Origin of the sequence: Alteribacter salitolerans, from assembly GCF_016901055.1 — a bacterium.
GTDB lineage: Bacteria > Bacillota > Bacilli > Bacillales > Salisediminibacteriaceae > Alteribacter > Alteribacter keqinensis.
Window position 1 is genome coordinate 92,449 of record NZ_JAFEUX010000003.1, and the last position, 14,243, is coordinate 106,691.

Genomic DNA, 14,243 nt, shown 5'->3' on the forward strand with positions numbered 1-14,243 from the left:
GAGGGGGGAGGGGGTGGAGTGGTAATCGCATAAAAAGCAAAAAAAGTGACACGGCAGGAGCTGGTCCGCCGCACCACTATTTTTAGTCCTGGCTGTTGACTGAATCGAGCTCTGAAAGGAAATAGTCCCGGTCCTCCATTTTTTCGATGTGATCTGCCGCTTCCTTTGCTTTTTCAAAGTAATAGTTACATTTCCTGCGATTATTGCAAGCATAATATGCCCGTGCCAGCGCTTCATAGGCAAAGGCCAGATCAAAACCTCCAATCTGATTGTCTGTACAGATCTCAAGACAGTGCTTAGCGTGATAGACGGCACTTTCTGCCATTCCCGTCAGAGCGTAAACCCTTGAAATCTGCCATTCTCCCCGGGCAAACTCAACAGGAGTTCCAATCTCACCCCAGTGAAAGCGGGAAGCGTGTGCGGTATGGATCATCAGTAAATCATCTGCCGTTGTCCGCTCGTTCTTTTCAATCAGGTCCCAAGTGGCATTAAAGTTGTGTACGGCTTGCTTTTTATGCCAGTCGTGGACGGACAGCGTCTGGTCTTTCATATAAATACCTCCGGAATTTCAGTAGTTTTTATACAGATTCCATAAAACGATGGAAATTCCTGCTTCGAAAATGAGTGCTGCAGTAGTAGAGAAACTTCCTGCATGCTCTTTACTTTGGATACCCTGAAAAGACAATTTTGGGGCATTCTAAACCTCTTATCGATGTTCTAAGCTTCGTTGATAACCAGAGGATAAGGATAACCTTACCAAAAAGACCGCATGCCTATTTTCATACACCATGTTGTGAATAATTAGCATGGGTGTCTGTTTTCGTAAAGATTGCTGCTTTTACTGATAAAGGTAATGAAGCCGAAGTGCCTGAGACTCCTGTGGCAGTGACGAGCATTTACATCTCGAATGAGCTTCGAGTTGCTTCGACGCAGATAGCTGCGAAGCGTAACCGGAAGAGGAAGAAGCATGGTGATTTCTCCAGGCTTGCCGGCACCGCCACGGAAAGCGAAGGCACATAGGCTTCATCTTCATTTTCTGTACAATGATTGAAGTGAACTATGCAAAAACAGTGAATGGAAGATGTCCCTGCGAAAGAATCATTTAAATAAATATCCGGTTTTTACGGCAAAAAAAAATCCGCCACTTTTACAGTGACGGATTGAGTTGAGCGGGCATCAGGCGAGACAGGACAAAAAATTGTCCCTCGCCAATGCTTGTATAGCTGGTAATTTTGCAAGATCCACATTGCCGCCGCTCACGACGACACCACAATGTTGGGATGAAAGTTTCGCCCCGTGAACGAGAAGGGCAGCAATTGCTGCAGCTCCCGCTCCCTCTACGAGGGTTTTCTTTCTCTCAAGCATATACATCATGGCAGTTGCAAGATCGTTTTCTGACACAGTGACGATATCATCCACATACTCATGAATGACCGGGAGCGTATTAGCACCCGTTTTTTTAACAGCGATTCCTTCAGCAATTGTTGAAACCGTCGTTAAAATTTTTGGTCCCTGCTTGTGAAAATGATTGTAGGCAGCGCTTGCGGCCCGTGCCTGAACACCGACAATACGAATATCAGGCTTGATGTGTTTGGCAGCAACCGCAATTCCAGAGATAAGACCGCCGCCGCCGATCGGGACGATGATGGTATCAAGATCCGGCTGGTCTTCCAGCATCTCAAGAGCAATCGTTCCCTGGCCGGCCATAACATCGGCATCATCAAAGGGGTGAACGAATGTTGCTTTCGTTCGTGCCTGCTCTTTACAAGCAGCTTCGTAAGCTTCCTGAAACGATTCACCAGTTAGAACCGTCTTTGCTCCGTAATTTTGTGTAGCAAGAACTTTGGCATTAGGGGTTTTCTCCGGCATAAAGATCGTTGCCTGAACGCCTCTTTTCGCAGCGGCAAGAGCAACGCCCTGGGCATGATTTCCGGCTGACGCGGCAATCACACCTCTTCTGCACTCTGCATCAGTAAGGCGGGAGAGTTTATAGCATGCTCCCCGTAATTTAAATGCGCCTGTTTTCTGCTGGTTTTCCATCTTCAGGAACACGTTTTTTCCGGTCATTTTATTCATGGTATTGGATGTGGTGAGTGGCGTACGGTGTACATTCTCTTTCACGTACTTGTGCGCCTCAATCACCTTTTGTCCTGTTAAGCAATTCCCAACGTCTTCACGCTCCTTGTTCAAATTGTGTGATTTTTTCTTCAAGTGTTAACGTAATCGAGATATCGTCCCAGCCATTTAACAGCATTTCTTTATGATAGCCGGGGATGGAGAAGCCTGCTTCAAAGCCGTCGTCATCACGAACGATCTGCTTCCCAAGGTCTACAGTAATGGAACACGTATCATTTTCAGCTTTCTTTAACACCTCCTGGACTTCGTCTTCCGTGAGCTGAACCGGTAAGATGCCGTTCTTTACACAGTTGTTGTAAAAGATATCGGCAAAGCTTGAGGCAATGACTACTTTAAAACCATAGTCCTCAAGCGCCCATGGTGCATGCTCACGGGAAGAGCCGCAGCCAAAATTTTCACCGGCCGCCAAAATACTTGAACCATCATACTTTGGGTTATTTAATATAAAATCCTGCCGGGGATTACCATCGTCGTCAAAACGCCAGTGATAAAAAAGAAACTGGCCGAAGCCCTGACGCTCAATTCGTTTTAAAAACTGTTTTGGAATAATCTGGTCTGTATCTACGTTGGCCCGGTTTAGAGGGGTCACAACGCCTGTGTGTATACGAATCGGTTCCATTGTGTGTTACCTCCTTAAGATGATACGGGCTCGCTCGTAAGTGTTCGTACATCTACAAAGCGTCCCTCAATGGCAGCAGCAGCGGCCATCTCCGGACTTACAAGGTGGGTTCTTGCCCCATTTCCCTGTCTGCCCTCGAAGTTTCGGTTTGATGTAGAGGCACATCGCTCGCCAGGAGGGATGACATCATCGTTCATCGCGAGACACATACTGCATCCTGCTTCCCGCCATTCAAAACCTGCTTGTTTAAAAATGACGTCGAGCCCTTCTTTTTCAGCTGCGGCTTTCACGCTTTTTGAACCAGGTACGACAAGTGCTGTAACAGATGGCTTCACTTTTTTCCCTCTAACGACCCCGGCAGCTTTACGTAAGTCACCAAGCCTGGAGTTTGTACACGATCCGATAAACACGTGGTCCACCGTAACAGAGGATATCGGTTCATTTGCTTCAAGACCCATGTACGTAAGAGCACGGCTGATCTCATCTTTTTCTCCGCTTTTTTCACAAGCTTCAGGGTCAGGAACATTGGCACTGACCGGTATACACATGCCGGGGTTTGTACCCCAGGTCACCTGAGGCTCAACTTTTTCTGCGTCGATTTCTACAGTAGCATCGTACTTGGCTCCATCGTCTGTAGCAAGAGTCTTCCAATTCTCTACAGCTTCGTCAAAAGCCTCATCCTTTGGTACATGACGGCGGCCTTTCAAATACTCAAATGTCGTTTCGTCAGGAGTGATTAAACCGGCACGGGCGCCTGCTTCAATACTCATGTTACAGACGGTCATCCGTTCTTCCATCGTAAGGTTCCGGATCGCTTCACCTGTGTATTCAATCACATAACCGGTGCCAAAACGAACACCGTATTTTCCGATAATGGCAAGGATAAGATCTTTTGCAGTTACCCCTGTGCCAAGCTTTCCGTTTACTTTAACGTTCAGCGTCTTTGGAGGGGCCTGCCAGAGTGTTTGTGTAGCCAGGACGTGCTCGACTTCACTGGTACCGATACCGAATGCGAGGGCACCAAAGGCTCCGTGGGTAGATGTATGGCTGTCACCGCACACAATGGTCATGCCCGGCTGTGTAAGGCCAAGCTCAGGTCCGATTACGTGAACGATCCCTTGGTCAGGGTGGGTAATGTCCGCAAGCCGGATACCAAACTCGTCACAATTGTGCTTCAATGTTTCCATTTGCTTTTTTGAAACAGGATCATTCACTACGAGCTGATTAATGGTAGGGACGTTATGGTCCATCGTAGCGTAGGTCCGGTCGGGACGGCGTACGGTGCGTCCTTTCATCCTGAGGCCCTCAAACGCCTGTGGAGAAGTGACTTCATGGATGAGGTGAAGGTCGATGTAGAGAAGGTCAGGCTTTCCTTCTTCCTGATGAACCTGGTGCTGTTCCCAGATTTTCTCGACAATGGTTTTTGGTCTGGTCATTGTATCAACTCCTTGATTTTTGACTTTTGCGTAAAGGTGTTTTCGTGTATATTTTTCAGCCAGTTGTTGATTTCCGCTCCTTTGCGCTCCCTTTCCGCGGGCGGCTCGATCCTCGACGCTTTGGCTTTGCGTCTCCGGGGTCTCCCCGATACTCGCTTTTCCCGCAGGAGTGTCGCGCAATCGCTCCAATCAACGCTTTTTTAAACAAGTGGACGTTTACCTTCCTGCTTCGAGGTCTCATTCTGACGCCTAAACCTGAAAGAGAAAGAGTCTCGGATGCTTCGGCTTCTTCCTTTTTTAATAAAATGACCTATAACTTCGAAAACAGCCTTTAGTTATGAGAAGGGAGGGGGGGAGGGGGTGACACCCGGTCCCTCCAAAATTCCTTATGCGTAGCAACTCATGATGCAATTAGATGTGCTTTCTGATTTGATATATTCGACTACTTTTTCGGTCATTTCTTTTGTTCTGAGCTTCTGACCGCCATGTACTTGAAGGTCAGCTGTATGATAGCCGCGGTCAAGAGCTTCTTTAACGGCATTTTCAATGATCTGTGCCTCATGATCGAGGCCGAATGAATGGCGGAGCATGAGAGCAGTGGATAAAATCATTGCCAGGGGATTTGCAATCCCTTGACCGGCAATATCAGGGGCTGACCCGTGCACCGGTTCATAAAGCCCTACACCGTCTTCGCGGACGCTTGCCGAAGGGAGCATTCCAAGAGATCCTGTAAGAACCGAGGCCTCATCACTTAAAATGTCCCCGAACATGTTTTCCGTTACGATAACGTCAAACTGGGAAGGGTTCGTGATCAGCTTCATGGCTGCGGCATCAACGAGAAGGTGTTCTACCTCAACATCCGGGTACTGGGCTTTTTTCTCTTCTACCACTTCACGCCACAGCTTACTCGATTCAAGAACGTTTGCTTTATCAACCGATGTGAGCCGATTACGGCGGAGCTGTGCACTTTCAAACGCCTTATCAACGATACGTTCAATTTCATGACGGGTATAGGACAGCGTATCTACAACGGATTGACCGTTATTCTGCCTTTCACTCGGGGTGCCGAAGTAAAGGCCTCCGGTCAATTCCCTAACGATTAGCAGGTCGCTGTCTTTTACGACTTCTTCTTTTAATGGAGAAGCGTGGAGGAGCTTTTCAAACCCTTTAACCGGCCGCAGGTTGGCAAAAAGACCAAGTGCTTTCCGGATACCGAGAAGGCCTTTTTCGGGACGGAGGTGGGAAGGGTACGCATCCCACTTTGGACCTCCCACAGCTCCTAAAAGGACAGCATCGGCTTTTTTGCACGCTTCGACAGTCTGATCGGGGAGAGGAGTACCATGTTCATCCACGGCACTGCCTCCAATTGATTCAGTCTGAAAGGAAAACGAATGACCATATTCTTCACTGACAGTATCCAGGACAGCTTTTGCCGCTTGAATGACTTCCTGCCCGATCCCGTCACCGGGTAAAAGTACGATGTTTTTTGTCATTGCAGTTTCCTCCTTTTATAGTTGAGCTGCCTTTTTTGGCTCGTGTGATTTGTTAAACAGATAACGGTTAACAGCGTTCAGAAATGCTCTGGCTGAAGCTTCAAGAACATCCTGGGCGGTACCGCGGCCGCTCACATCTTCTCCGTTAACATACATTTTCACGTACACATCAGCCAGTGCATCCCGGCCTTTGCCAACAGAGTTGAGCTGAAAATCCGTAAGGTTAATTTTTTCTTCCATTAATGCCTCGAGTGTATTGTAAAGGGACTCAACACTTCCCTGACCGGTTCGGGCCGTTTCAACATGCTCACCTTCCGGAGTGTGAAGAGCAACGGTTGCCGTTGGCAGGTTAGAAGAACCGTACTGAACCTGGAAAGCGTGAAGTTCGTATTTCTTCACATTCGTCACGGCTGTCTGAATGTCTGTAAGAATCGTTGCGAGATCCTCGGCTGTGACTTCCTTTTTCCGATCAGTAAGTGACTTGAATGTTTTAAAAGCTTCATTGAGTTTCTCATCTGACAGTTCGTAACCGAGCTGCTCGACTTTATCTTTAAAAGCACGGCGTCCGGAGTGTTTCCCGAGGACGAGATTGTTAGACTCCACACCTACAAGAGCAGGGGTGATAATTTCATAGGTAGAAGCATTTTTCAATACCCCGTCCTGGTGAATGCCTGATTCGTGAGCAAAGGCATTGCGGCCGACAACTGCCTTATTGCCTGGAACGACCATGCCAGTAAGTTTGGAAACAACATCGCTCGTTCGCTTGATTTCTTTTAAAACAAGGTTTGTTGTATAAGGGTATTGATCTTTTCTAATGTTTAATGCTACCGCCAGTTCTTCCAGTGCGGCGTTGCCGGCCCGTTCACCGATGCCGTTGATTGTGCCTTCCACCTGAGTTGCGCCATTTTCCACTGCAGCAATCGTGTTGGCTACAGCCATCCCCAGGTCGTTATGACAGTGTGCGGAGAGCTGGACGCGATCGATGTTTGGCACCCGCTCCCGGACCGTCTTGAACAACCGGCCGTATTCCTGCGGCGTCGCGTAGCCCACAGTATCTGGAAGGTTAATGACGGTAGCTCCGGCATCAATCACTCTTTCAATAATGTTGACGAGAAAGTCCATGTCGGAGCGGGTAGCATCCTCGGCGGACCATTCTACGTGAGGGAACTTTTCTCTGGCGTATTTGACCATTTCAACGGCCTGCTGTGCTACTTCCTCCGGTGTTTTCTTGAGTTTGTAGGTCATGTGGATAGGGGAGGTCGCAAGGAAAATGTGCAGCCTTGGCTCACTTGCCCCTTTTAGTGCTTCCCACGCTGTATCGATATCCGATTTTTTCGCTCTTGCAAGACCTGTTACACTAGCATTTTTAACCGTGTCGGCTACCGCTTTTACCGCTTCAAAATCACCTTGGGAGGAGGCGGGAAACCCAGCCTCCATAATGTCGACCCCAAATCGTTCCAGATGTTTCGCAATTTCAAGCTTCTCGAGCTTGTTGATATTGACTCCCGGAGACTGTTCGCCATCGCGCAAGGTGGTATCAAAGACGTTAACGTGGGGCATTCGAGACCACTTCCTTCTTGGATTTTTTAGGCTGCTGTGCCGCTTTGACAAATGGCATCAATTCACGAAGCTCGCGGCCGACTTTTTCAATCTGATGTTCGCTTTCCCGTTTATTGACTGCGTTGAACTGCGGACGGTTAACCTGGTTCTCAAGGATCCAGCCTTTCGCAAATTCACCGTTTTGGATATCAGAGAGTACTTCTTTCATTCGTTCTTTCGTTTCTGCATTTACAACGCGTGGACCTGAAACGAAGTCTCCCCACTGAGCTGTATCAGAGATGGAGTAGCGCATGCCTTCAAGCCCGCCTTCGTACATGAGATCAACGATAAGTTTGAGTTCGTGTAAACATTCAAAGTAAGCGACTTCCGGCTGGTATCCAGCTTCGGTTAACGTTTCAAACCCTGCTTTTACAAGGCTTGTCAGTCCGCCGCATAAAACAGCCTGCTCTCCGAAGAGGTCTGTTTCTGTTTCTTCCTGGAAGGAGGTCTCAAGAACTCCTGCACGCCCGGCTCCGATTCCTTTAGCGTAGGCAAGTGCCAGTTCTTTTGCCTGACCTGTGTAATCCTGCTCGATTCCGTAAAGGGCAGGTACCCCGGCTCCTTCTGAGTACGTGCGGCGTACGAGGTGCCCCGGTCCTTTTGGTGCAACAAGAAATACGTCAACGTTGGATGGAGGCACGACTTGGTTAAAGTGAACGTTAAATCCGTGTGCAAAAACAAGAGCGTTTCCTTCGTCCAGGTTTGGCTTGATGCTTTCCTCGTAAACTTTCGGCTGGTGCTCGTCAGGGAGAAGGACCATTACAACCTCCGCCTGTGCTGTCGCTTCGGCTACTGTTGCCACCTGAACGCCGTCTTCTTTTGCTTTGTCCCATGACTTTCCTTTTCTTAGTCCTACAACGACGTCAAATCCGGATTCTTTTAAGTTCAGTGCGTGGGCGTGGCCCTGTGATCCGTATCCGATTACTGCTACTTTCTTTCCTTTTAAAACTTCCTCTTGAATGTCGTTATGATAAAGTACTTTTGCCATGATTGGTCATCCTTTCGAATTTGGGTTGTTTGGTTTGGTCTCTTCTAATCTCTGCTCAGCTTTTTTTGCTCTGTTAAATATGAATGTTGATTCATCGTTTCAACTCCAACATCCAGACGAAATCATCTCTTTTAATCTCTTTTATTTCATCATTGCAGAGTAGGAGTTGAGTTCTGCCACCTGGGGCTGCTGGCCCCGGAGGAAGGCGGTCATTCCGGTTCTTGCAATCTCCTTGATTCCGTAAGGGCGGAGGAGGTCAATCAGTGCCTCGATCTTATCCGGCTTTCCTGTCACCTGGATGGAAAGGCTGTCTTTACTGACATCGATAATGGATGCTCTGAACGGTTCAATAATCCCTTTCATCTCGTTTATGAGATGTCCGTTACTTACCACTTTAATAAGGGCAAGTTCCCGAGCCACGATCGCTTTATCTGTTATATCAGATACTTTCAACACGTCAATTTGCTTGTGAAGCTGTTTTGTAAGCTGTTCAAGCTTCTGGGAGTCGGCAATTTCAACGACAAAGGTCATTTTGGAGATTCCTTCTGTTTCTGTTTTGCCGACAGATATGCTTTCGATATTGAACTGTCTTCGCTGCATCAGTCCTGTGAGACGGTTAAGAACGCCACTTCGATCCTGGACGAGTGCAGTAATAATTCGTTTCATGGTCTCACCCCTATCATTTCGTGGAGGCCTTTGCCTGGTGCGATCATCGGGTAGACGTTCTCAGCCTGGAGTACTCTGGCGTCTAGAACGACCGGCCCGTCGTAAGCAAACACTTCAGGGAGTACTTGAACGAGCTCTTTCTGGCTGTCGACTTTCATTGCTTTCAGGTAATAGCTTTCGGCCAGTTTTACAAAATCAGGCTGGCATCCAAGCAGGGATTCTGAGTAGCGTTTATCATAGAAGGCTTCCTGCCATTGCCGTACCATGCCGAGTGCTTCGTTGTTAACGATGATGACCTTAACCGGAAGCCCCCGCTCCTGAAGCACGCTCAGCTCCTGCATCGTCATCTGAAAGCCGCCGTCACCGACAATGGCAACGACTGTCCGGTCCGGTTTCGCAAGCTGGGCGCCGATTGCGGCAGGGAAGCCGAAGCCCATTGTGCCAAGGCCTCCTGATGTTACCCACCGGTTTGGCTCATTAAAGGAATAATATTGAGCTGCCCACATCTGATGCTGTCCAACGTCCGTAGTAACAATCGCTTCGCCGTTTGTCATCTCGTGAACCTTTTCCATCAGCCACTGGGGACACATTTCCTGGTCCGGTTTGTTGTACCATAGAGGATAGCTTTTTTTGTTGTTGTTCAGTTTTTCCATCCACTCTGTATGATTCGGATGTTTTGCTGCCTGACGGTTCAGTTCAGCCAGTGCTTCTTTTGCATCCGAAACAATCGGAATATGAGTGGTGACGTTTTTACCGATTTCAGCCGGGTCAATGTCGATATGAGCGACCGTGGCATTCGGAGCAAAATGCTTAAGGTTTCCTGTTAATCTGTCGTCAAACCTGGCACCTACATTGATAAGAAGATCACATTCATACAGGGCCATGTTTGCTGTATAGGTTCCGTGCATTCCCGCCATCCCAAGTGACAGTGGACTTTTCCCCGGGAAGCACCCGAGCCCGAGAAGGGTAGTTGTCACAGGAAGGGAATGGTGCTCTGCAAAAGCTCTCAGTTCCTGTGAAGCTTTTCCGTGTATGACACCTGCACCGGCTAATATGACTGGCTTTTTTGATTGTGCAAGGGCGTCAGCCAGTTTTTTAACCTGCAGCGGATTCGGCTTTATTGTCGGCTGGTAGCCGGGAAGGTAAAAAGATGCATCATAATGGTCATCACACATGTTTGCGCTGATATCTTTAGGCACATCCACTACAACAGGTCCCGGTCTGCCGGTACTGGCTATGTGAAACGCCTCTTTCACGATTCTTGGCAGATCCCGAACATCTTGAACCTGGTAGTTCTGTTTTGTGATCGGAGTTGTAATTCCCATCACGTCCGCTTCCTGAAAAGCGTCCGTTCCAACAACTGTTCTGGCAACCTGACCGGTGAAGACGACGAGAGGGAGGGAGTCCATCATGGCATCTGCAATTCCGGTGATTAAGTTGGTAGCGCCAGGTCCTGATGTGGCAATCACAACGCCCGGCTTTCCGGATACTCTTGCGTACCCTTCAGCTGCATGAATAGCACCTTGTTCGTGCCGCGTGAGGATATGGGAGAACTCATCCTCGGCTCTGTAAATGGCATCATAAATCGGTAATACCGCACCTCCCGGGTATCCAAAAATCGTGTCCACCTTTTCCTCAACCAATGTCTGGATGAGAAGGTCTGCTCCGGTTTTCGTCTGAACAACCGCTTCACGGCCTGCCTTTGCATCTAAATTCACGTTTCTATCCCTCCTGTAATCAGAATTATCAGGTAATTATTTGTGCAACGTTCCCGTGGAACGAAACTTTCGAGTTTAAAACTGAAAAAGTCCCTTCCTCTCGCGCTAAACCACACGTATGCGGTTTAACGGGGAGAAAAGGACTTCCTTTTCACGGTACCACCCGGATTTGCAGCATTTTCGCAAATACTGCCTCAAAGAGCTGGCGAATCTTCTTACCAGTTCCTTTTTGATAACAGGTAGTTTTGATGCTACCTGATTAAGCCTACTGCCAAAGGGTTCAGCTTAACACTCAGGGACGATGTCGAAGCAGGTAGCATTTCCGGGCTTCCAGCAACCCCGGCTCTCTGTAAATGCAACGTATCTGCTTCTTTATTCCCTTCAACGTTTTTAACGCTATTGATTTTTCAAATGCCGCTTTTCTTAGCTTACATGTGATTGTTTTTCTTCTTGGTCGTAACATTTCACGCCGTCCTGAGTGACGAGTTTTCGGAACTCAGACAGTAAGTGGTTCGTAACTTTACCCGGCTTACCATCCTGAATCTTACGGCCGTCAACTTCTACAACAGCGATAACTTCAACAGCTGTACCCGTCAGGAAGACTTCATCGGCCACATAGACATCGTGTCTTGTAAACGGTGATTCCTTCAGCTCGTAACCTTTTTCACGTGCCAGATCGATAATGGCGTTCCGTGTAATACCTTCAAGCGCTCCCAAATAGACAGGAGGTGTATAGATGGTGCCGTTTTTTATGATGAAGATATTATCGGCAGAGCCTTCGGTTACATATCCCTGATCATTTAACATTAACGCCTCGTCAACCCCTGCCTGGTTGGCTTCGAGTTTTACGAGGATATTATTTAAATAGTTAAGTGATTTAACCTGGGGACTCAAAACGTCCGGTCTGTTCCGGCGGCTGGCAACACTGCCGACCCTGAGTCCTTTTTGATACAGTTCCATAGGAAAGAGGGCCAGCTCTTCAGCTATGACGATAACCCGTGGCTGTGAGCAAAATGCAGGATCCAGTCCGAGGTTTCCGGCACCGCGGGAAACAACCACGCGGATATAAGCACTCTCTAATTTATTTCTTCGCACAGTCTCGACAATAATCTGTTCCATCTCCTCCTTTGTGTATGGAACATTTAACATGATGGACTGAGCGGAATCATATAGCCTGTGGATGTGTTCGTCGAGTTTAAAGACGTTACCGCTGTAAACGCGAATCCCTTCGAACACCCCGTCTCCGTAAAGAAATCCGTGATCGTAAACCGATACAACGGCATCTTCTTTTTTGACAAATTCGCCACTCAGATAAATCCATTGAGTATTACTCATACATAACCACTCCTTTCCTTTAATGATTAAACGCTTTAATTTGTTGAAATCTGGAATAAAAGAAAGAACCTTGCATGATCTTCATTTGTTTGAAGTTCAAAAAGGCCGTTCATCAATAAACCGTTGGATAATGCCCGCCAGTACCTGTCGGAACGTTTATCTTGTTTGTGATGTTGACGATAATCTTACAACCATAAAAAACTCAGGTCAACAGGTTTTTTTAAATAAATCAGACAATTTTAAATAATAAAATTTAGAATCCTCCTGTAACCCTTGAGGCAAGTGACTTGGAAAGTTTTCTATTTCACAATGTAAATTTTTTCGAAGCGCTTACATGAGCGGTGGCTCAGTGGTTTGCAGATGGAATTATTTATGAGGGATGGATTAAAAAAGGAGGTTACAGATCGTTCCTGTTTTTTACCCGGTACAGCTTATGCCGTAATCTATATCTTGACGTTTAAACATGTTACTATAAGTACATAGTAGAGGTATCTTACGTACCTTCAAAAGAAGCGATAGAGAGGTTGAATGCTATGGAGAATAAGGATAATTCATCCAATTTTATAAAGACAATCATGCAGGAAGACTTGCGATCCGGGAAGCATAATGACATTATCACACGCTTCCCGCCGGAGCCAAATGGTTACTTACATATCGGACACGCGAAGTCGATTGCCCTGAATTTCGGACTTGCAGATGAATTTAAGGGTAAGACGAATCTCAGGTTCGATGACACGAATCCGCTAAAAGAAGATCAGGAATACGTTGACGCAATTAAGGAAGACGTAAAGTGGCTTGGATTCGACTGGGACGGCTTGCACTTCGCCTCCGACTACTTTGAGGAAATGTATGAGCGGGCGATTGTTCTGATCAGGAAAGGTCTCGCTTATGTAGAAGACCTCTCTATTGATGAGATCCGTGAATACCGTGGTACACTCACAGAGCCGGGAAAAGAAAGCCCTTCACGATCCCGAAGCGTAGAAGAGAACCTGGAATTATTTGAACAAATGAAGGAAGGCAGGTTCGGGAACGGGGAAAAGGTCCTGCGCGCCAAGATTGATATGTCGTCCGGAAACATGAATATGCGGGATCCGGTATTATACCGTATTTCACATACAACGCACCATAACACGGGGGATCAGTGGTGTATCTATCCGATGTATGCATTTGCCCATCCTCTGGAGGATGCGATTGAAGGGGTAACCCACTCAATTTGTACAACAGAATTTGAAGAACAGCGGCCGTTATACAACTGGGTCGTTGAAAATACAGATATGCCGGTTCAGCCGCAGCAAATTGAGTTTGGCCGTTTGAATTTGACAAATACAGTTATGAGTAAGCGAAAATTGAAGCAGCTTGTGGACGAGAATGTTGTCGACGGGTGGGATGATCCCCGTCTACCGACGATTTCCGGCCTTCGCCGCCGCGGATTTACACCTGAAGCCATTCGGGAATTCATTTACGAAACCGGTGTCTCAAAGGGGAATGGTGCTGTAGATGTACAAATGCTCGAGCATTACATTCGTGAAGACCTGAAATTAAAAGCTCCACGTACAATGAGCGTAATCCGTCCGTTGAAAGTGGTTATTACGAACTACCCTGAAGGAGAAAGCGAGATGCTCGAAGCGGAGATCAATCCGGAAAACCCCGAGATGGGAACCCGTCAGATTCCATTCTCCCGTGAGATTTACATCGAGCAGGAGGACTTTATGGAAGACCCTCCTAAAAAGTACCACCGCCTTTATCCGGGTAATGAAGTGCGCCTGAAACATGCTTACTTCATTAAGTGCGAGGATTTCGTTAAAGACGAAGAAGGAAATGTTGTTGAGCTTCACTGTACGTACGACCCTGAAACGAAGAGTGGTTCAGGCTTTACAGGACGTAAAGTCAAAGGAACGATTCACTGGGTCGATGCCAACGACTCGAAGCCTGCTGAATTCAGGCTTTACGACAGCCTTATCCTTGATTTGGAGGACGAAGAGGAACTTGAAGGAGCGGAAGAGAAAACATTTATGGACCTTGTGAATCCCAACTCTCTTGAAGTGCTTCAAGGGTTTGTGGAGTCAAATATGAACGATGTAAAAGCTCAGGATAAGTTCCAGTTTTTCCGACACGGCTATTTTAATGTTGATCCGAAGCACACAACCGAAGAAAAGCCGGTATTTAACCGGATTGTTTCTCTGAAAAGCTCATTTAAGTTTAAAAAATAATTGTTAATAAAAGCCTGTGTCCTAAATGATTTCTTTAGGAGAC

General features: G+C 47.2%; 11 protein-coding genes. 1 reads left to right on the top strand and 10 read right to left on the bottom strand.

The annotated features are described in order from the left end of the window. Nucleotides 1-82: 82 nt before the first annotated feature. The 10 genes from JSY36_RS06685 to ilvE form a co-directional block, all read right to left on the bottom strand. Complete coding sequence (locus JSY36_RS06685; RefSeq protein ID WP_205165800.1) at nt 83-550, bottom strand: hypothetical protein; 468 nt, start codon at nt 548-550, stop codon at nt 83-85. A 626-nt stretch (nt 551-1,176) separates the two neighbouring features. Then, the gene (ilvA, locus tag JSY36_RS06690; protein ID WP_205165801.1) at nt 1,177-2,121 is read right to left on the bottom strand and encodes a threonine ammonia-lyase; all 945 of its coding nucleotides are present in this window, start codon (nt 2,119-2,121) and stop codon (nt 1,177-1,179) included. A 52-nt stretch (nt 2,122-2,173) separates the two neighbouring features. Then, nucleotides 2,174-2,755: a 3-isopropylmalate dehydratase small subunit gene (leuD, locus tag JSY36_RS06695; protein ID WP_205165802.1), complete on the bottom strand. Its 582-nt coding sequence runs from the start codon at nt 2,753-2,755 to the stop codon at nt 2,174-2,176. A gap of 14 nt (nt 2,756-2,769) precedes the next feature. After that, nucleotides 2,770-4,191, bottom strand: coding sequence for a 3-isopropylmalate dehydratase large subunit (leuC, locus tag JSY36_RS06700; protein ID WP_122899875.1), 1,422 nt, complete (start codon nt 4,189-4,191; stop codon nt 2,770-2,772). A gap of 386 nt (nt 4,192-4,577) precedes the next feature. Next, on the bottom strand, nt 4,578-5,684 hold the full coding sequence (leuB, locus tag JSY36_RS06705) for a 3-isopropylmalate dehydrogenase (protein ID WP_205165803.1): 1,107 nt from the start codon (nt 5,682-5,684) through the stop codon (nt 4,578-4,580). Nucleotides 5,685-5,699: 15 nt separating this feature from the next. After that, nucleotides 5,700-7,244 (bottom strand): 2-isopropylmalate synthase, encoded by a 1,545-nt coding sequence (locus tag JSY36_RS06710; RefSeq protein WP_205165804.1) that lies wholly within the window; start codon nt 7,242-7,244, stop codon nt 5,700-5,702. Then, complete coding sequence (gene ilvC / locus JSY36_RS06715; RefSeq protein WP_205165805.1) at nt 7,231-8,271, bottom strand: ketol-acid reductoisomerase; 1,041 nt, start codon at nt 8,269-8,271, stop codon at nt 7,231-7,233. Before ilvC ends, JSY36_RS06710 begins: the two co-directional genes overlap by 14 nt. A gap of 141 nt (nt 8,272-8,412) precedes the next feature. Next, nucleotides 8,413-8,937 carry an acetolactate synthase small subunit gene (gene ilvN, locus JSY36_RS06720; RefSeq protein WP_122899867.1) on the bottom strand — a complete coding sequence of 175 codons (525 nt, stop codon included), beginning with the start codon at nt 8,935-8,937 and terminating at the stop codon, nt 8,413-8,415. Further along, on the bottom strand, nt 8,934-10,655 hold the full coding sequence (gene ilvB, locus JSY36_RS06725; protein WP_122899865.1) for an acetolactate synthase large subunit: 1,722 nt from the start codon (nt 10,653-10,655) through the stop codon (nt 8,934-8,936). Before ilvB ends, ilvN begins: the two co-directional genes overlap by 4 nt. 423 nt (nt 10,656-11,078) lie before the next feature. Next, a complete protein-coding gene (ilvE, locus tag JSY36_RS06730; protein ID WP_122899863.1) occupies nt 11,079-11,990 on the bottom strand; it encodes a branched-chain-amino-acid transaminase in 912 nt (303 codons plus the stop codon). Between the two features lie 533 nt (nt 11,991-12,523). On the opposite strand from ilvE, the gene JSY36_RS06735 reads away from it, so the two are divergent. Then, complete coding sequence (locus tag JSY36_RS06735) at nt 12,524-14,200, top strand: glutamine--tRNA ligase/YqeY domain fusion protein (protein WP_205165806.1); 1,677 nt, start codon at nt 12,524-12,526, stop codon at nt 14,198-14,200. Nucleotides 14,201-14,243: the final 43 nt, after the last annotated feature.

Excerpts from the sequence above, each read along its gene's own strand:
- leuD (WP_205165802.1), bottom strand. The coding sequence starts at position 2,755 with ATGGAACCGATTCGTATACACACAGGCGTTGTGACCCCTCTAAACCGG.
- ilvE (WP_122899863.1), bottom strand. The coding sequence starts at position 11,990 with ATGAGTAATACTCAATGGATTTATCTGAGTGGCGAATTTGTCAAAAAA.
- JSY36_RS06710 (WP_205165804.1), bottom strand. The coding sequence starts at position 7,244 with ATGCCCCACGTTAACGTCTTTGATACCACCTTGCGCGATGGCGAACAG.
- leuB (WP_205165803.1), bottom strand. The coding sequence starts at position 5,684 with ATGACAAAAAACATCGTACTTTTACCCGGTGACGGGATCGGGCAGGAA.
- ilvN (WP_122899867.1), bottom strand. The coding sequence starts at position 8,937 with ATGAAACGAATTATTACTGCACTCGTCCAGGATCGAAGTGGCGTTCTT.
- leuC (WP_122899875.1), bottom strand. The coding sequence starts at position 4,191 with ATGACCAGACCAAAAACCATTGTCGAGAAAATCTGGGAACAGCACCAG.
- JSY36_RS06735 (WP_205165806.1), top strand. The coding sequence starts at position 12,524 with ATGGAGAATAAGGATAATTCATCCAATTTTATAAAGACAATCATGCAG.
- JSY36_RS06685 (WP_205165800.1), bottom strand. The coding sequence starts at position 550 with ATGAAAGACCAGACGCTGTCCGTCCACGACTGGCATAAAAAGCAAGCC.
- ilvC (WP_205165805.1), bottom strand. The coding sequence starts at position 8,271 with ATGGCAAAAGTACTTTATCATAACGACATTCAAGAGGAAGTTTTAAAA.